Origin of the sequence: Frigoribacterium sp. Leaf164 (genome assembly GCF_001423665.1) — a bacterium.
Taxonomy (GTDB): domain Bacteria; phylum Actinomycetota; class Actinomycetes; order Actinomycetales; family Microbacteriaceae; genus Frigoribacterium; species Frigoribacterium endophyticum.
Map to the genome: position 1 here is coordinate 1,474,862 of NZ_LMOX01000003.1, position 18,012 is coordinate 1,492,873.

An 18,012-nucleotide genomic window follows, 5' to 3' on the forward strand; every position below is an offset into this window, starting at 1 on the left:
CGATGTGGCCCCGAGTTCACCCGGGCGAAAGGTCCTGGCCGTATCTTCGGCCCGTGAGCACGCAGACCTCCCGCACCCCCGAGCGCCCGCGGCCCGCGCGCGCCCTCCGCGACCTGGCCGGCCGGCTGGCGTCCCGGCGGCGGTGGGTGCGTCAGCACCCGCACGGGCTGTGGTGGACGTTCGCGGCCCTGCACGCCGCGCTCTTCCTGGCCCTGACGCCCCTCATGCTCTCCGGCGGCGTGAGCGGCGACCTGCCGCTGTACCGCACCTGGGCCACCGACGCCCTCAGCTCGGGGTCGTGGCCGGTGCTCGACTTCACCTGGGTCTACCCGGCGGGGGCCCTGCTGCCCATCGTGCTGCCGAACGTGCTCGGCGAGTCGATGTACCAGTTCGTCTGGCTGGTGATGCTGACGCTGCTGAACGGCGTCTCGCTCTGGGTGCTGACCGACCGGGGCCGCCGCACCGTCGAGACCCCGGCCGCCTGGTGGTGGCTGCTCGTGCTCTTCCTGCTCAGCCCGGTGGCCTTCCTCCGCCTCGAGGGGTTCAGCGCGCCCATGGTGCTCATGGCCCTGGTGCTGCTCGCCCGGCGCCCCCGCGTCGCGGGCCTGCTGCTCGCCGGCGCGACGTGGATCAAGGTCTGGCCGGCGGCCGTGATCGCGGCGGTCATGGTCGCCTCGCGGCGCCGCTCGACGGTCGTGCGCTCCGCCCTCCTGGTGACGGCGGGCGTCGCCGCGGCCGTCGCCCTCGGCGGCGGCCTGAGCCGGATCGACACGTTCATCAGCACCCAGTCGAGCCGCGGCCTCCAGCTCGAGGCGCCGCTCTCGACCCCGTGGGTGTGGATGGCCATGCTCCGCGTGCCGGGGGCGTCGGTCTACCAGAACGTCGCCCTCGCGACCCGGGAGGTCATGGGCCCGGGCGACACCTGGGCGATCAACAGCAGCACCGAGCTCATGCTCGGCGTGGTGCTGGCGCTGCTCGCCCTGCTCGCCGTCGCCGCGTTCGGGCTGCCGGGGGCCCGCCGCTCGACCTCGGGCGACGAGGTCCAGCTCGTGCTGCTCGGCGCCCTGACCCTGACGACGACCTTCGTCGTGTTCAACAAGGTCGGCTCGCCGCAGTACATGCTCTGGATCGCCCCGGTGGTCGCGGTCGGCCTCGCGCAGCGCCCCGACCTCTTCCGCGTGCCGGCCCGCCTGACCGCGTGGGCGGCCGGCCTCACGACCCTCGTCTTCCCGGTGATGTACCGCGAGCTGATCGACCTGCAGCCCGCCGCCGTGCTGGCGCTCGCGGCGCGCAACGCCATCGTCGTCGCGCTGTTCGGCTGGTGCGTCGTCCGGCTGATGGAGGCGGCGCTCGCCGCGGCGGGGCTGCCGGGCTGGACCCTCCGGCGCGCCCTCGGCCTGCTCGCGCCCGACCGGGGCGTCGCCGCGGGCGTCGCGACCGAGGCCCGGGTGCTCGACCACGAGCGGTAGGAGTCGCGGATCTGGTCGGCCCGGGCGCGAACGTGCCAGCGTGGTCCCCAGACATCTCGACACCCGCCGTGAGCGGGTCTGACCCAAGGAGCACTCATGAAGGGCAAGATCCTCTTCGTCGCCGGAGCGGCAGTCGGCTACGTCCTCGGCGCCCGCGCGGGCCGTGGCGCGTACGTCAAGATCAAGTCGCAGGCCGAGAGCCTGTGGGAGAACCCGAACGTGCAGAAGACCGTCCAGCAGGCGGAGGGCTTCGTCAAGGAGAACGCTCCCGTGGTCGGCAAGAAGATCCAGGAGGTCGCGGGCGACGCGGCCGCCAAGGCCAAGTCGGTCGCCTCGAAGTCGGGCGACTCCGACGTCGCGGACAAGGTCGGCGCGCTGGCCGACAAGGCCGAGTCCAAGGCCTCGGACGCTGCCGACGCGGTCAAGGACGCCGGTCGTGGCGCCAAGGGCAAGGGCGAGCCCGGCTCGGGCCCGCTCCCGGGCGTGAACGCCGGTGAGTGACCTCAAGGCACCTGACCAGAGCACCAAGCGGTCGCTCGGGTCGCTCCTCGGCAGCCTGCCCGACCTCATCTCGCGGTTGATCCGCGGCGAGATCGCGCTGGCCAAGAAGGAGCTCGCCACCAAGCTCAAGGAGGCCGGCGTCGGCGCGGGCCTGCTGGTCGGGGCCGCGCTGTTCGGCTTCTTCCTGCTGGCCGTGCTCATCACCGCGGGCGTCCTCGGCCTCGCGACGGTCGTCGCCCCGTGGCTCGCCGCGCTGATCGTGGCCGGCGTGCTGCTGGTCGTCACGGCCGTCCTCGCGCTGCTCGGCGTCAAGGCGCTGAAGAAGGGCGTGCCGCCCGTGCCGGAGAAGACCGTCGAGAACGTCAAGGCGGACGTCGCCGCGCTGAAGGGCACCGGCTCGTGAGCCGGGACGACTCCGGAGACCGCCGCGACGCTCGCCCCGGCGACGGTGACGGTGCGGGCTCCGACGAGTCCGCCCCGAGCATCCCCGAGCTCGAGCTCGACGTGGCGCGCACGCGCGAGGAGTTCGCCCGCACCCTCGACGCGATCGAGGACAAGCTGAGCGTGCCGGCGCACGCCCGCCGCCTCCGCGACAGCGTCTCGCGACGCTGGCACGACGACCCCCGGCCCGTGGTGGCCGCGGGCGTCGCCGGGGTCGTCGGACTCGCCTCGCTCGTCGCCGGCGTCGTGCGGATCGCTCGACGCTAGGGCCCCGGGTGCGGGAGGCGCGGCGCTGACCGGCTCCGCGACTCCCGCACCGTCCTCTCCCCACCCACCCACCTCCAGCCCCCCGCCTGACGGCTGCCCCGTCGCGCTGGTGGGCACCCCTCACCCAGGGCGTCCCCCAGAACGAAGGACAACACCATGGCGCAGAGCAGCACCGAGCGCGAGCAGCAGGCTCCCGACCCCGACGACGCGCGCAAGCCCGACAGCCCGGACGACCTGCACAAGCCCTCCTGGGGCTACGTGCTCAAGAAGACCCTCCGCGAGTTCACCTCCGACCAGTGCACCGACCTGGCGGCGGCCCTCACCTACTACGCCGTGCTCGCCCTCTTCCCGGCGCTGCTCGCGATCGTGTCGGTGCTCGGCCTCTTCGGCCAGGCTGAGCAGACCACGGACACCGTTCTCCAGCTGCTCACCCAGCTCGGCGGCGGCTCGGTCGCCGAGACGCTGCGCGACCCGATCCGCGAGGTGACCATGTCGCCCGCGGCGGGGATCACCTTCGTCGTCGGCGTGCTCGGTGCCCTCTGGTCGGCGTCCGGCTACGTCGGGGCCTTCGGCCGCGCCATGAACCGGGTGTACGAGATCGACGAGGGCCGACCGATCTGGAAGCTGCGCCCCACGAACCTCGCGATCACGGCCGTCACGGTCGTGCTCGTCGTCGTTGCGGGCCTCATCCTCGTGCTGAGCGGCGACGTGGCCCAGGCCGTGGGCGATGTGATCGGCCTCGGCTCGACGGCGGTCTTCGTCTGGGGCATCGTCAAGTGGCCGGTGCTGCTGGTCATCATCGTGGTCGTCGTCGCGGTGCTCTTCTACTTCTCGCCGAACGTCAAGCAGCCGAAGTTCCGCTGGATCAGCATGGGCTCGCTGCTCGCCATCGCCATCTGGATGATCGCTAGCGTCGGCTTCGGCTTCTACGTGAGCAACTTCTCGAACTACAACAAGACGTACGGCTCGCTCGGTGCCGTCATCGTCTTCCTGCTCTGGCTCTGGATCACGAACAACGCCCTGCTCTTCGGCGCCGAGTTCGACGCCGAGATCGAGCGCGGCCGTGAGCTGCAGGCCGGCATGGAGGCGGAGAAGGACATCCTGCTGCCGCCGCGCGACACGAAGCAGAGCGACAAGAAGAAGGCCCAGGAGGCGCAGGACGAGCTCGACGGGATGCGCCTGCGGCAGGCCGCGGCCGCGTCGATCGCCGAGCAGGAGGCGCGCGAGCGTCGCGAGGGCCGCGAGCGCCCCGCGGACGACGACCGGCCCGACGCCGACGCCCTGCCCGACGGGAAGGAGCGCCGCGAGCGGCGCGACCGGAGCTGAGGCGTCCGGGCCGGCGTGACCGGTGCCCGATCTCTCTCGACCGAGGGCCTCTGAGCGACAGTTGTCGTGCAGGGGCCCTCGGTCGTCGTCCGTCCCGGGCGCCTCCCGGGCGGGTCGACCTAGCATCGACGTGACCTGGACCGACCAGACATGACCCGACCTGACCTGACCTGACCCGACCTGACCGCGTCACCCGAGGGGGCACCGTGCTCGAGCGCCTGGCCGGCCTGCCGTTCGGCGGGCTCGTGGCGGCGCTGTTCGCGATCGTCGTCTGCCGGGCCCAGGCGACCTACTGGTTGGCGCGGGGCGCGCGACGGGGAGCCGCCTCGACGAGGTGGGGCCGCTGGGTCGACGGGCCGGGCGTCGCGCGGGCGTCGCGGGTGCTGGCCCGGTGGGGGCCTCCCGCGGTCACGCTGAGCTTCCTCACCGTGGGGCTGCAGACCGTGATGAACGCGGCCGCGGGCGCGTCGCGGATGCGGTGGCCCGTGTACCTCGTCGCGATGCTGCCCGGGTGCGCGGCGTGGGCGCTGATCTACGCCACCGTCGGGTTCGCGGTGCTCTGGGCGGTCGTCGGCTCGGTGGCGGGGTCGCCGGTCGGTGTGGTCGTGCTGGTGCTGCTCGGGGGCGTGGCAGCGGTCGCGGTCGCGGTGCTCGCGGTGCGACGGCGTCGGGCCCGGGAGGGCTGATCCACTCCGGAGTGGATCAGCCCTCCCGGGCGTCACCCGGTCTGGGCGCGGCTCAGAACGAGAAGCCGAGCTCCGCCGGGTACTCCTCGCGGGCGGTGAGGCGGGTCGCTGCGTCGCGGAGGTGCGACAGCGTCAGGCCCATCGACATCGGCCCGAAGCTCACGCGCGAGACGCCGAGCTCGGCGAGGCGGGCGAGCGGCACCGAGGTCGGTCCCGAGATGACGCTGATCTTCCCGTGGATCTCGTCGAGGGCGCGCTTCACGAGGTCTTCCGTGCCGAGGCCGAGCACGAAGGCGCAGTCGGCTCCCGCGTCGAGGTAGGCGTTGGCGCGCGTGACGGCGTCGTCGAAGCTGTCGGGGTCGCCGGCCAGGGCGTCGACCCGGGCGTTGACGACGATCGGCACGCCCGCGCGGTCACCGGCGCGGCGGGCCGCGGCGACCTTCGAGACCTGGGTGTCGATGTCGTAGAGCGGGGCCTTGGCCTGGCCGATGCTGTCTTCGAGGTTGAGGCCGGCAGCGCCCTCCTCGATGAGGCGGAACACGTTGTCGAAGGTGCCGGAGGCGTCGGTCGCGTAGGCCTTCTCGAAGTCGACCGAGACGGGCAGGTCGACCGAGCGGACGATGATCCGGGCGGCGGCGAGCATCTCGTCGACGTCGAGCCCCTCGCCGTCCTCGACGCCGTGCGCCTCGGAGATCGAGTGGGAGGCGGTGGCCAGGGCCTTCACGCCCGGTGCGCCGGCCACGACGCGGGCGGTGATGCTGTCCCAGACGTTCGTGACGATCAGCGGGTCGCCCGGCACGTGCAGCGAGCGGAGGAGTTCGGCCTTCTCGGCCGTGGTGGAGATGGACATGCCCCCAGCCAAGCAGCCCCGGCTGGGCGGCACCAGCCCCCGGCCGGGCGGGCTCGCCGCCCGGCCGCGCCCACGAACCACGTCGTCGCAGGCGAACCACGCCGCGGCGTGGTTCGCGTGCGACTTCGTGGTTCGCGACGACGACGACGACGACGCGGCGACGCCCGCGGCCGGGTGGTCAGGAGGCGCGCAGCACCTCCGCGCGGACGGCCGCGACGCGGTCGGGCACCGTCGAGTCCTGCAGGCTCGTCGTGTCGCCGAGCGGCCGGCCGTCGACGATGTCGCCGAGCAGCCGGCGCATGATCTTGCCCGAGCGGGTCTTCGGCAGGTCGGGCACGACGACGACGGTCGCGGGCTTCGCGATCGGGCCGATCTGCTCCGCGACGTGGGCCCGCAGCACGGCGGAGAGCGACCCCGAGAGCGGGGCCCAGACCTGCGGTTCGTCGGCGGAGCCGGCGTCGCGCACCGCGCCTCCCTCGGGCCGTGCCGCGGGCACGACGAACGCGGCGATCGCCTGGCCGGTGCGCTCGTCGGCGACCCCGACGACGGCGGCCTCCGCGACGAGGGGGTGGGCGACGAGCGACGACTCGACCTCGATCGTCGACAGCCGGTGGCCCGACACGTTGATGACGTCGTCGACGCGGCCGAGCACCCAGATGTCGCCGTCGGCGTCGTACTTGGCCCCGTCGCCGCTCGCGAACCAGCCCTGCTCGCGGAACTGCGTCCAGTAGCTGTCGCGGTACCGCTCGGGGTCGCCCCAGACCGTCCTGGCCAGCGACGGCGGCGCCTGCTGCACGACGAGGTAGCCGCCCGAGCCGTTCGGCACGCGATGGCCGTGCTCGTCGACGACCGCGGTCGCGACGCCCGGCAGGGCCCGCAGCGACGACCCCGGCTTGAGCGTGTCGACGCCCGGCAGCGGGGCCATCACGGCCGCGCCGGTCTCGGACTGCCACCAGGTGTCGACGATCGGGCACTCGCCCCGGCCGAGCTGCTCGTGGAACCAGACCCACGCCTCCGGGTTGATGGCCTCGCCGACGGTGCCGAGGAGGCGCAGGGTGCTGAGGTCCCACGTGTCGGGCAGGCCGTCGGGGAACCACGACGACAGCGTCCGCACGAGCGTCGGGGCCGTGTAGTAGGTGGTCACGCCGTAGCGCTCGATGATCTCGAGGTGCCTGCCGGGGTGCGGGGTGTCGGGGGTGCCCTCGTAGATCACCTGCGTGAGCCCGTTCGACAGCGGGCCGTAGATCTCGTAGGTGTGCGCGGTGACCCAGGCGAGGTCGGCCGTGCACCAGTGCACGTCGTCGGGCTTCGCGTCGAAGACGGCCCAGTGGGTCCAGCTCGCGGCGGTGAGGTAGCCGCCGCTCGTGTGCACGAGGCCCTTGGGCTTCCCCGTCGTGCCGCTCGTGTACATGATGAAGAGCGGGGTCTCGGCGTCGAACGCCTCCGGCTCGTCGGTGTCGGGCTGCGCGTCGACGAGGTCGTGCCACCACAGGTCGCGGCCCTCCGTCCACGGCACGTCGGGGGTCTGGTCGCCCGTGCGCCGCACGACGAGCACGTGCTCGACCTGGTTCTCGCCGCTCACCGCGTGGTCGGCGGCGGCCTTGACCGGCACCGCGCCTCCCCGGCGGAACTGCCCGTCGGTGGTCACGAGCAGCTTCGCCCCCGTGTCCTCGACGCGGAACTTCAGCGCCTCGCCCGAGAATCCGCCGAAGACGAGCGAGTGGATCCCCCCGATCCGGGCGATCGCGAGCGTGACGACGATCGTCTCGGCGATCACGGGGAGGTAGACGACGACGCGGTCGCCCTTGCCGACGCCGAGGCTGCGGAGCCCGTTCGCGGCCTTCACGACCTCGCGTTGCAGCTGCGCGTAGGTGACGTCGCGGCGGTCGCCGGGCTCGCCCTCGACGTGCAGGGCGACCTTCTCGCCGCGGCCGGCCGCGACGTGCCGGTCGACGCAGTTGACGGCGACGTTGAGGCGGCCGCCGGCGAACCAGGTCGCCTCGGGCACGGTGAGGCCGCCGTCGGGCAGCTCCTCGACCGGGCGCCAGGTGTGGGCGGTGTGCCAGGGGGTCTCCCAGTCGAGGCGGTGCGCCTGCTCCTCCCAGAAGGCGACCGGGTCGGCCGCGGCTCGCGCGTGCTCGGCGCTCGTGACGTTCGCCGTCGCCGCGAGGGCCGCCGGGGCGGGGAAGGTGCGTCGCTCGTCGAGCAGGTTCGAGATCGTGTCGCCGGTGGCCATGCGACGAGCGTACGGAGGCGCGGTGACCGCCACCGGGGAGCCCGTCACGTCGCGTAACGGGCCGGGCCGGCACCGTCGTCGGGGCGGACGCCCAGCGACCTCGGAGGGTCGCGGGGCGATCCCCGGGGAGGCGCGGATCGGCCTGTGGACAACCGCCCGCGCCCGCGGGGCAGACCGCCCCGTCGGAGTTGGACCCCGTCGCGGGCGTGGCTACCGTGGGCGACCGTCCCGCTCAGGGGCACGTGGTGCGTCGGCCCGATCGGGGCGGCGCAGGCCACACGGCGCCGCTCGTCACCCCCGCTGCCCTGCGAGCGGACGCCGCCGACGGACCTGATCTGACCAGAGGCGGGCAGCGGCGGCCGTGTCCGCGCGGCCGTGCCGGGGTGACCTCGACCGGAGCAACGACATGACACGCACGACCCGCAGCACCCGCGCCTCCCGCACCACCTCGACCTCGCCCGGCGACCCCGCCGCCGTGGCGGGCCCCGCCGCCCGCGCGCCGCGTCGCGTCGGCCGGGCCCGCGCCCTGCTCGGCGGGGCGGCCCTCGTCGCCCTGACCGGGGGCGGGGTCGGCCTCGCCGCCGCGCCCGCGAGCGCCGCCGACGTCTCCACCTGGGACGCGATCGCCGCCTGCGAGAGCGGGGGCAACTGGTCGATCGACACCGGCAACGGCTACTCGGGCGGGCTGCAGTTCAGCCCGAGCACCTGGTCCGCCTACGGCGGCTCGGGCAGCGCCGCCTCCGCCAGCAAGGGCGAGCAGATCGCCGTCGCCGAGCGCGTGCTCGCCTCCCAGGGCTGGGGCGCCTGGCCCTCCTGCTCGGCGAAGCTCGGGCTGAGCGGCACGAGCGGCGCCGCCCCGCAGGCCGCGGCACCCGCACCGGCACCGAGGGCCGCGGCGGCTGCGCCGTCGTCGGGCTCGTCGTCGGGCAGCAGCTCGTCGCGCGCCGCCGCCCCCGCGGCGCCCGCGGCGCCGCCCGCCCCGACGATCGCGGCCGTGCCGACGAGCGGCGAGACCTACACGGTGGCGGCGGGCCAGAGCCTCGACTCCATCGCGACCGAGCGGGCGATCCCCGGCGGCTGGGTGACCCTCGCCGGAGCCAACCTCGACACGGTGCCCGACCCCGACCGCATCGAGGTGGGGCAGGTGCTGCAGCTCCCCGCCGTCTGACGCCGCGCCTCCCGCCCGGGCCCGACGAGACGACTCGTCCCGGGGCCGGGCGGCGGGACAGGCCCCGGGAGGCGTCGCCTCGCCGAGCGAGCGAGCGAGCAGGACGGGCGGAGGCGCGGGCCCGGCCCGGGAGCCGACCCCCGACCTAGGATGGTCCGGTGCCCGCCACCGTCGGAAGGACTCCGTGACCAAGGCCCCGACCGTCTACGACGTGGCCGCCCACGCGGGCGTGTCGATCGCGACGGTCTCGCGGGTGCTGCGGCGGCCGGACGACGTCCGCCCCGAGACCCGCACCCGCGTGCTGGAGTCCGTCCGGAGCCTCGGCTACGTGCCGAGCGGCGCCGCCCGCGGCCTCGCCGGGCGCCGGCACGGCGTGCTGGGCCTCTTCCTGCCCGGGCACGACGGCATCGACGAGCCCGAGCCCGACTGGGCTCGCGTGGTCGACCCCGGCCGGATCCCGCTCGTCGACGACTCGGCGGGCCGGGGCGCCCTCCGCGTCGACGCCCCGACGTCGTCCACCCCCAGCCCGGCGACCCTCTACTTCGACGAGGTGCTGCGCGGGGCCGAGGTCGAGTCGTGGCGCCGCGGCTTCGCCCTCATGGTCGCGGCCGGCCGCGGCTCGAGCCGCGAGGTGATGCTGAACGACATCGCCGGCCGGGTCGACGGCCTCGCCGTCCTGGCACAGACCGTGCCCGACGACCTCCTCGCGCACGTCTCGCGGCGGATCCCCGTGGTCGTGCTCGCCGACTCCCGCCCGGGCGACCAGCTCGACCACGTCAGCGTCGACAACGTCGCGGGCATGCGGGCGCTCACCACGTTCGTGCTCGAGGCGCACCGGGCGCGTGATGTCGCCTACGTCACCGGGCCCACCGACTCGCCCGACGAGGCCGACCGCCACCGCGGCTTCGACGAGGCCGTCGCGGCCGCGCCGGAGCCCGTGGCCGTCCGGGTCGAGCGGGGCGACTTCTCGCGCGACGGGGGGCGACGGGCGGGGGAGTCGCTGCTCGCGTCGAGCGCACCGCTCCCGCGCGCGGTCGTCTGCGCCAACGACCAGACCGCGCTCGGCCTGCTCGACGTGCTCGCCGAGCACGGGGTGGCGGTGCCCGGGCAGGTGCTCGTCACCGGCTTCGACGGCATCGAGGCCGGGCGCTTCTCGACGCCGCGGCTGACGACGGTGCGCCAGCCGATGGGCGACCTCGGCCGTGTGGCGGTGCGGAGCATCGTGACCCGGCTGACCGACCCCGGCGCGCCGCCGCAGCGCGTCACGCTGCCCGTCGAGGTGCTGCTCCGCGAGAGCTGCCCCGCCGTCTGAGCCCCCCGCGCCGCTGCTGCGCCGCGCCGCGCCGCGCCGCGCCGCTGCCGCGCGCCGCGCCGCTGCCGCGCGCCGCGCCGCTGCCGCGCGCCGCGCCGCTGCCGCGCGCCGCGGCCGCGCCGCCCCCGCACCCCGCGCTGCCCCGCCCCGCGCAGGCTGCACCCCGAACCACCGACTGATCAATGAACCACGTCGTGACGTGGTTCATTGATCAGTCGGTGGTTCGGTGGGACGGTCGGGGCGGAGAACGCCGCCGAGCCGCGCCGCCGCCGAGCCGCGCCGCCGCCGAGCCGCGCCGCCGCCGAGCCGCGCCGCGCCGCTGCAGCGCCGCGCCGCTACCGCCCCCGCGCCCCGCGCTGCCCGGTGTCGACGCCGGTCACGCTCCCGTCGTCGGGCCCGAAGACGAAGTGGTGCACCCGCGACGCCGGCACCCCGTGCGCGATGAGGGCGTTCCGGGCGATCGCCATGAACGGCACCGGCCCGCAGAGGAACACGCGGTGCTGAGGGGTCAGGTCGACGGTGTCGAGGTCGATCGGGTCGAGGTAGACGCCCGGCCCGTCGAGCGACGCCTCGGCGAGCGCCGTGACGGCGCTGAGGCTGCCCTGGGTGTAGCTCACGCGGAGGCGACCGGCCGGCATGGCCGCGACCAGCGCCTCCAGCTCGGCGCGGTGCGCGTGCCGCTCGGGCGTGCGCTCGAAGTGCAGCACCGTCACCTGCCGCCGGGGGTCGGTGCGCACGAGGTGGTCGAGCATGCCGAGCACGGGGGTGCAGCCGATGCCGGCCGAGACGAAGACCAGGGGGGAGTCGTCGAGCTCGTCGATCGTCAGCGACCCGATCGGCGGCGAGACCGAGACGACGTCGCCGACCGCGACGTGCCGGAGCAAGTGGTTCGAGACCTCGCCGGGCGGCAGGCCGAGCTCGGGCACCCCGCCGAGCACGCGGGCGCTGACTCGCCACTGCTCGTCGGAGCCGCCGCGCAGGCTGTACTGCCGGATCTGCCGTGCCCCGTCGGGCAGCGTCACCTGGATCGACGCGAACTGACCGGCGCGGTAGGTCGGCAGCGCCTCGCTGTCGGCCGAGACGAGGGTGAGGGCGACGACGTCCTCCGCCTCGACGCGGCGCTCGGTCACGAGGGCCTCGCGCCAGTCCTCCCCGGGCTCGAGGTCGGCCGCGCGGTAGGTGCGCTCGACCGCGGCGACGAGCTCGTCGCGGGTCTGCCGCCAGAGCGCGAGCCAGGCGTCGACCACGACGCCCGACCAGTCGTCGCCGAGGGCGGCCGCGAAGGCGTCGCGGAGGTGGCGCTCGAAGACGTCGTGCTCGTCGCGGGTGACGCCGATGGCCGCGTGCCGCTGGGCGAGGCGCGACAGGGTCTCGCGGGCGGCGACCCGCACGGCCCAGGGGCTCGGCGCCGGCGAGGACCACGGCGCGACGGGCACGGCCGGGCCCGTCGCCGAGCCCGCCGGCCCGCTGCCCACCTGCGTCCCCACCACGTCGCGGGCGACGGTGACGATCGTCAGGGCGAGCTCGCGCTGCTGCCGCCCCTGGGCCTGGTCGCCGCGGTTGAACTGGTCGCGGAGCAGGTCGGGCCGGTCGGCGAAGAGCCGGGCGTAGAAGTCGTCGGCGATCGCGGCGGCGCGCGCCTCGACGAGCGGCAGCGTGGAGCGCAGGGCGGTCAGGTGCGACGACGTGATCACGGGGGCTCCCACGGGCGATCGGCACGCCCGGTGCCCCGGCGGCCAGGAGGCGACGACCGCGGGAGGCGCGGTGCGCGTCATCCGCGCACCCTCCGATCATGGCGTGGCCGGCCGGCCGCGCGCCTCCCCCTCTCTCGACCTCGAACCACCTCCCCCCGTCCCGCCTCCCGCCCCTCCCGCCCCGCCGAGTGGTCACGATCTGCTGCCCCGCACGCCCGGGAGCAGCAGATCGCGACCACTCGGCACCGCGCGTCCGGTCCGGGACCGACCGGTCCCGTTGCGTCCGGCAGATGTATGCGCTTACACTGGCGGAGCTCACCTCGACGACGAATGAGAGACCCGTGGCGATGAAGCTCACGTCAAGACCCCGCACGCTCGTGCGCACCGCGGTCGCCGCCCTCGCGGCCACCGCGCTGCTGGCCGGCTGCAGCATCCAGATCCGCAGCCAGCCCGACCCGACGATCGGCGCCGACACGATGCTGATCAACGCCGACAAGGGCAACCCGCAGTTCGAGCGGAACTTCAACCCGTTCCTCACGAACAAGCGCACCGCCTCCACCTGGATCTACGAGCCGCTGCTCGAGATCAACCCGCTCGACGGCGAGATCACGCCGTGGCTCGCCAGCGAGACCACGCTGCCCGACGCCCGCACGGTCGACATGACGATGCGCAGCGGCGTCGAGTGGTCCGACGGCACGCCGATGACGCCGGCCGACGTGGTCTACACGTTCGACCTGATCAAGGCGGCCCCGTCGCTCGACATCAAGGGCGCCTGGCAGCACATCGAGTCGATCGAGACCGAGGGCGACCACGTCGTCTTCCACCTGCAGACCGACGACGTGCCCGCGATGGAGATCATCGGCCAGACGACGATCGTGCCCGAGCACCTCTGGTCGCAGGTCGACGACCCGGCGACGTTCCGCAACCCCGACCCGGTCGGCACCGGCCCCTTCACGCTCGGCAACTACTCGCCGCAGCAGTACTCGATGGACAAGAACGAGACCTACTGGCAGGCGGAGAAGATCGAGATCGGCCACCTCATCCTGCCCGCGACGAACAACCAGCTCGACACCGTCACGCGGGGCTACGACTGGTCGTACTCGTTCATCAGCGACGTCGAGGGCACCTGGGGCGCGGCCAGCCCCGACAACACCTTCTGGTTCCCGCCGGGCGGCGTGATCGGCCTCGTGCCGAACCTCACCAAGGCGCCGTTCGACGACGTCAATGTGCGCCGCGGCATCGCCCTGGCGCTCGACCGAGCCCGCATCGCCGAGACCGCCACCGAGGGCTACCTCGAGCCGGCCGGCCAGACCGGGCTCATCCTGCCGAACCAACAGGACGACCTCGACCCGAGCATCCCCAACGGCGGCGTCATCGAGCAGGACCGCGACGCGGCCCTCGCCGCCTTCGCCGCCTCCGGCTACGCCCTGCGGGGCGACCAGCTCGTCGGGCCCGACGGCCAGCAGCTGCGCATCACGATCACCACGGCCAACGGCTACACCGACTGGCTGCGGGCCGTGCAGGAGGTGCGGCGCCAGCTGGGGCTGATCGGCATCGACGTGCAGGTGCAGGCTCCCCAGCCCGCCGGCTACCAATCGGCCATCGCGAACGGCGAGTTCGACATGGCGATGGGCGGCATGGGCAACGGCAACGTGTACCAGGCGTTCAACAACCTGCTGAACAGCGACTTCGCGACGCCGGTCGGCGAGACCACCGCCAACAACTTCGAGCGGTTCAGCGACCCCGCGGTCGACGAGCTGCTCGCCGAGTGGCGCGCCTCGACCGACCCGGCCGACCAGCAGCGGCTCAGCCACGAGCTGCAGAACGTCGTCTACGACCAGATGCCCGTGATCGGCCTCTACTACGGCGGCCTCTGGGGCCTCTTCAACGACGCGAAGTTCACCGGCTGGCCGAGCGCCGACGACCCGTACATGGCCCCCCAGAACTACGACCAGGCACCGCTGCTGATCTTCACGAAGCTGAAGCGCGTCGACCAGGAAGGCAGCGACCAGTGAGGTACGTCGCCCAGAAGCTCGGACTCTTCGTGCTCACGCTGTGGGCCGCGGTCACGCTCAACTTCATCCTGCCGAGGCTCATGCCCGGCAGCCCCACCGACGCCGCGATCGCGAAGCTCTCGCAGAACGGCCCCGTCTCCGACGCTACCCGCGCCGCCATCGAGGCCCAGCTCGGCGTCCCGACCGGCAACGTCCTGCAGCAGTACGTCGCGTACCTCGGGCAGGTCGTGCGTCTCGACTTCGGCACGAGCTACACGTTCTTCCCCGAGACGGTCGGCCACCTCGTCGGCCAGGCGCTGCCGTTCACGCTGATCCTCGTCGGGGTCTGCACGGTCATCGCGTTCGTGCTCGGCACCCTGATCGGCGTCGCGGCGGCGTGGAAGCGCGGCACCTGGCTCGACTCGCTGCCCACCCTGTCGGGCAGCTTCATGAGCACCTTCCCGTACTTCTGGACGGCCCTGCTGCTGCTCTTCTTCCTCGGCTACGTGCTGCACTGGTTCCCGACCACGGGGGCCTACGGCGCCACGACGACGCCCGGGTTCACGCCCGCGTTCGTCGGCGACGCCCTGCTGCACGCGGTGCTGCCGGCGATCACGATCCTGCTGACGAGCCTCGGCGGCTGGATCCTCGGCATGCGCAACGCGATGATCTCGACGCTCGGCGACGACTACGTCACCTTCGCGGAGGCGAACGGCCTCAAGGGCCGCACGGTGGCCGTGCGCTACGCCGCCCGCAACGCGATCCTGCCCAACCTGACCGGCTTCGGCCTCGCCCTCGGCGGCGTCGTCGGCGGGTCGATCCTGGTCGAGCAGGTCTTCGGCTACCCCGGCATCGGCTACCTGCTGTTCAACGCCGTCATCGGCCAGGACTACCCGCTGATGCAGGCCCTCTTCCTGATGATCACGGTCAGCGTGCTCGTCGCCAACTTCCTCGTCGACATCTTGTACGGCGTGCTCGACCCTAGGACCCGCCGATGACCTCCACCGTGTCCGTCCACCTGCCCGAGGGCGCGCCTCCCACCGGCCCCGCCGAGCAGAAGGCGCCCAGTCGCTGGCTCACCGTCGGCCGCATGGCCGCGACCATCTGGTCGAACCCCAAGGCGAAGATCGGCGTCGTCATCTTCGGCGTGTTCGTGCTCGTCGCGGTCTTCGCCCCGCTGCTCGCCCCCTACGGCGGCAGCGAGAACGGCTTCGAGCGCAACGCCGACGCCAGCTGGGCCCACTGGATGGGCACCACGGCGGCCGGCGAGGACGTCCTCAGCCAGCTGATCCACGGCGCCCGCATCAGCGTGTTCGTCGGGGTCGTCGCCGGGGTGCTGTCGACGCTGGTCGCCGTCGCGATCGGGCTCAGCTGGGGCTACATGAAGGGCTTCGGCGGCGACGTCGTCGGGTTCATCGTGAACCTGTTCCTCGTGATCCCGGGCCTGCCCCTCATGATCGTCATCGCGGCCTACCTGCAGAACGGCGGCATCGCGGTGATCCTCGCGGTGATCGTCATCACCGGTTGGGCCTGGGGCGCGCGCGTGCTGCGCAGCCAGACGCAGTCGCTGCGCTCGCGCGACTTCGTCACGGCGGCGCGGTTCTCGGGCGAGAGCTCGGGGCGCATCGTGTTCCGCGAGATCCTGCCCAACATGACGTCGCTGATCACGGGCTCGTTCTTCGGCGCCGCGACCAGCGCGATCCTCGCCGAGGCCGGCCTCGAGTTCCTCGGGCTCGGCGACTCGTCGATCGTCAGCTGGGGAACGATCCTCTACTGGGCGCAGAACTCGAACGCCCTGCTCACCGGGCAGTGGATCCTGCTGTTCGCCCCGGGCCTCTGCATCGCCCTGCTGGCGATGAGCCTGACCCTGATCAACTTCGGCGTCGACGCCGTCGGCAACCCCCGGCTCCGCGAAGGCGCGAAGCAGGAGAAGAAGGAGGCGCGCGCATGACCGTCAGGGACCTCACCAACCAGCCCACCGCCTCCGGACCGTCCTCTGGCTCGTCCACCTCGGGCGACGTGCTCCTCGACGTCCGCGACCTCAGCGTCGTCTACGAGAGCGCCGGCGCCGAGCCGGTGCAGGCCGTCGACCACGTGTCGTTCCGGCTGAAGCGGGGCGAGTTCGTCGGCCTGGTCGGCGAGTCCGGCTCGGGCAAGTCGACGCTCGGCTACGCGCTGACGCGGCTGCAGAAGCCCCCGGCCCGCACGAACGGCGGCAGCATCTGGTTCGACGGCGCCGACGTGCGCGACCTCGGCACCGAGGCCCTGCGGCAGCAGCGGCAGGGCGGCTTCGCGATGGTGCTGCAGTCGGGCATGAACGCACTGAACCCGGTGCGGACGATCCGCAACCACTTCGTCGACGTCTTCAAGGCCCACGGCCACGTGCCGCGCGACCGCTGGCACAGCAGGGCCGCCGAGCTGATCGCCAAGGTCGAGCTCGACCCCGGCGTGCTGGCGCGCTTCCCCGGCGAGCTGTCGGGCGGCATGCGCCAGCGCGTCTCGATCGCCCTGGCCCTCTCGCTCGAGCCGCAGCTGATGGTGTTCGACGAGCCGACGACGGCGCTCGACGTGCTCGTGCAGCACGCGGTGATGGACACGATCATCTCGCTGCAGCAGAGCGAGGGCTTCACGGCCGTGCTGATCAGCCACGACCTCGGCATCGTGCTCGAGGCGACCGAGCGCGTGCTCGTCATGCACGAGGGCCGCATCGTCGAGGAAGGCACGAGCGCCGACGTGCTCGCCGCCCCGCAGCACGAGTACACGCGGATGCTGCTCTCGCACTACGCCGACCCGCGCGCCGAGACCGTCTCGCTGCCCGGCTTCGAGGACCGCTCGCTGCGCCGGGCCCGGGGCGAGCGCCGCGTCGACACGACCACGAGCGTGCCGAGCGTCAGCACACGGAGCACGAAGGTCGCCCAGAGCGCGATCGTCGTGAGCGGCGTCAGCAAGACCTACGCGCCTCCCCGCCGTGGCGACGAGCCCGTGCGGGCCGTCCGCGACGTGTCGTTCACGCTCGAGCCGGGGCAGTCGCTGGCCCTGGTCGGGCAGAGCGGCTCGGGCAAGAGCACGATCGCGAAGCTCGTCACCGGCGTCGAGTCGCCCACCAGCGGCAGCGTCACGTTCGGCGACACCGACGTGACGTCGCTGCGCGGCCGTGCCCTGCGCAGCTTCCGCAGCGACGTGCAGATGGTCTTCCAGGACCCGTACGCCGCCCTGAACCCGCTGCACACCGTCGAGTACACGCTGACGCGCCCCGTCGTGAACTTCACCGGGCTGAGGGGGCGGGAGGCGCGGAGCCGGGTCCTCGAACTGCTCGAGACGGTCGGTCTGACGCCGGTCGAGCAGTTCGCGGCGAAGCTGCCGCACCAGCTCTCCGGCGGGCAGCGGCAGCGCGTCGTCATCGCCCGGGCGCTCGCGAGCGACCCGCAGGTGATCATCGCCGACGAGCCGGTCTCGATGCTCGACGTGTCGCTGCGGGCCGGCGTGCTCGCGCTGCTCGAGGACCTCCGCGAGCAGTGGGGCGTCTCGCTGCTCTACATCACCCACGACCTGCTGAGCGCGCGGCTGATCACCGACCACGTGATGGTGCTGCACGACGGCGCCGTCGTCGAGCGCGGGGCCACGGCGGAGGTGCTCCAGCGACCGACCGACCCGTACACGATCCAGCTGCTCGACGCGGTGCCGAACCCGCGGCGGACCCACGCGGCGGCCGCGGCGGCGCGCGCGTCCTCGGGTCGCGCGTCCTCGGGTCGCTGACCCGCGCCTCCTGACCTCCCCTCGAAAGGAACCACCCTGTGCTGACCTTCCCCGACGGCTTCCTCTGGGGCGCCGCGACCGCCGCCCACCAGATCGAGGGCGGCAACGTCGCCTCGAACTGGTGGCAGCACGAGCACACGCCCGGCACGACGATCGTCGAGCCGAGCGGCGACGCGGCCGACAGCTACCACCGGTTCCGCGACGACATCCGGCTGCTCGCCGAGCTGGGGCTGAACAGCTACCGGTTCAGCATCGAGTGGGCGCGCATCGAGCCCGAGCGCGGGTTCGTCAGCAAGGCCCAGATCGCGCACT

16 protein-coding genes are annotated in these 18,012 nt (G+C 73.5%); 13 read left to right on the forward strand and 3 right to left on the reverse strand.

Features of this window, described 5'->3' with window-relative positions:
- Positions 1–53: 53 nt before the first annotated feature.
- The 6 genes from ASF82_RS14930 to ASF82_RS14955 all read left to right on the forward strand — a co-directional run bounded on the left by ASF82_RS14930 (position 54) and on the right by ASF82_RS14955 (position 4,690).
- Positions 54–1,469, forward strand: coding sequence for a glycosyltransferase 87 family protein (locus tag ASF82_RS14930; RefSeq protein ID WP_056058695.1), 1,416 nt, complete (start codon positions 54–56; stop codon positions 1,467–1,469).
- 96 nt (positions 1,470–1,565) lie between these two features.
- A complete protein-coding gene (locus ASF82_RS15985) occupies positions 1,566–1,970 on the forward strand; it encodes a hypothetical protein (RefSeq protein WP_056058699.1) in 405 nt (134 codons plus the stop codon).
- Entirely contained in the window at positions 1,963–2,373 is a 411-nt protein-coding gene (locus ASF82_RS14940; RefSeq protein WP_056058702.1) for a phage holin family protein, read from the forward strand. Before ASF82_RS15985 ends, ASF82_RS14940 begins: the two co-directional genes overlap by 8 nt.
- Entirely contained in the window at positions 2,370–2,678 is a 309-nt protein-coding gene (locus ASF82_RS14945) for a DUF3618 domain-containing protein (protein WP_056058705.1), read from the forward strand. The genes ASF82_RS14940 and ASF82_RS14945 overlap by 4 nt, the downstream gene beginning before the upstream one ends.
- A gap of 156 nt (positions 2,679–2,834) precedes the next feature.
- Positions 2,835–4,004 carry a YihY/virulence factor BrkB family protein gene (locus tag ASF82_RS14950; RefSeq protein WP_082514689.1) on the forward strand — a complete coding sequence of 390 codons (1,170 nt, stop codon included), beginning with the start codon at positions 2,835–2,837 and terminating at the stop codon, positions 4,002–4,004.
- Between the two features lie 206 nt (positions 4,005–4,210).
- Positions 4,211–4,690 carry a DedA family protein gene (locus ASF82_RS14955; protein WP_056058708.1) on the forward strand — a complete coding sequence of 160 codons (480 nt, stop codon included), beginning with the start codon at positions 4,211–4,213 and terminating at the stop codon, positions 4,688–4,690.
- Positions 4,691–4,742: 52 nt separating this feature from the next.
- Here ASF82_RS14955 and ASF82_RS14960 read toward each other — a convergent pair whose 3' ends face one another.
- Both ASF82_RS14960 and acs read right to left on the reverse strand, forming a co-directional pair.
- Complete coding sequence (locus ASF82_RS14960) at positions 4,743–5,540, reverse strand: isocitrate lyase/phosphoenolpyruvate mutase family protein (RefSeq protein ID WP_056058711.1); 798 nt, start codon at positions 5,538–5,540, stop codon at positions 4,743–4,745.
- Between the two features lie 178 nt (positions 5,541–5,718).
- Entirely contained in the window at positions 5,719–7,776 is a 2,058-nt protein-coding gene (gene acs, locus ASF82_RS14965) for an acetate--CoA ligase (protein ID WP_056059315.1), read from the reverse strand.
- A 406-nt stretch (positions 7,777–8,182) separates the two neighbouring features.
- Here acs and ASF82_RS14970 point away from each other — a divergent pair, with 406 nt between their 5' ends.
- Together ASF82_RS14970 and ASF82_RS14975 are read left to right on the forward strand one after the other, a co-directional pair.
- Entirely contained in the window at positions 8,183–8,944 is a 762-nt protein-coding gene (locus tag ASF82_RS14970) for a transglycosylase family protein (protein ID WP_082514690.1), read from the forward strand.
- A gap of 184 nt (positions 8,945–9,128) precedes the next feature.
- A complete protein-coding gene (locus ASF82_RS14975) occupies positions 9,129–10,256 on the forward strand; it encodes a LacI family DNA-binding transcriptional regulator (protein WP_056058716.1) in 1,128 nt (375 codons plus the stop codon).
- A 335-nt stretch (positions 10,257–10,591) separates the two neighbouring features.
- Here ASF82_RS14975 and ASF82_RS14980 read toward each other — a convergent pair whose 3' ends face one another.
- Entirely contained in the window at positions 10,592–12,031 is a 1,440-nt protein-coding gene (locus ASF82_RS14980) for an FAD-binding oxidoreductase (protein WP_082514691.1), read from the reverse strand.
- A 266-nt stretch (positions 12,032–12,297) separates the two neighbouring features.
- On the opposite strand from ASF82_RS14980, the gene ASF82_RS14985 reads away from it, so the two are divergent.
- From ASF82_RS14985 to ASF82_RS16270, 5 genes are all read left to right on the forward strand, one after another.
- Positions 12,298–13,965, forward strand: a complete 1,668-nt coding sequence (locus ASF82_RS14985) for an ABC transporter substrate-binding protein (RefSeq protein ID WP_056059321.1) — start codon at positions 12,298–12,300, stop codon at positions 13,963–13,965.
- Complete coding sequence (locus ASF82_RS14990) at positions 13,962–14,942, forward strand: ABC transporter permease (protein ID WP_056058720.1); 981 nt, start codon at positions 13,962–13,964, stop codon at positions 14,940–14,942. The genes ASF82_RS14985 and ASF82_RS14990 overlap by 4 nt, the downstream gene beginning before the upstream one ends.
- Positions 14,939–15,895 carry an ABC transporter permease gene (locus ASF82_RS14995; RefSeq protein ID WP_056058724.1) on the forward strand — a complete coding sequence of 319 codons (957 nt, stop codon included), beginning with the start codon at positions 14,939–14,941 and terminating at the stop codon, positions 15,893–15,895. The genes ASF82_RS14990 and ASF82_RS14995 overlap by 4 nt, the downstream gene beginning before the upstream one ends.
- Positions 15,892–17,700, forward strand: a complete 1,809-nt coding sequence (locus tag ASF82_RS15000; RefSeq protein ID WP_082514692.1) for an ABC transporter ATP-binding protein — start codon at positions 15,892–15,894, stop codon at positions 17,698–17,700. The genes ASF82_RS14995 and ASF82_RS15000 overlap by 4 nt, the downstream gene beginning before the upstream one ends.
- A 38-nt stretch (positions 17,701–17,738) precedes the next feature.
- A partial coding sequence (locus ASF82_RS16270) for a family 1 glycosylhydrolase (RefSeq protein ID WP_235491310.1) occupies positions 17,739–18,012 on the forward strand: 274 nt, incomplete at its 3' end.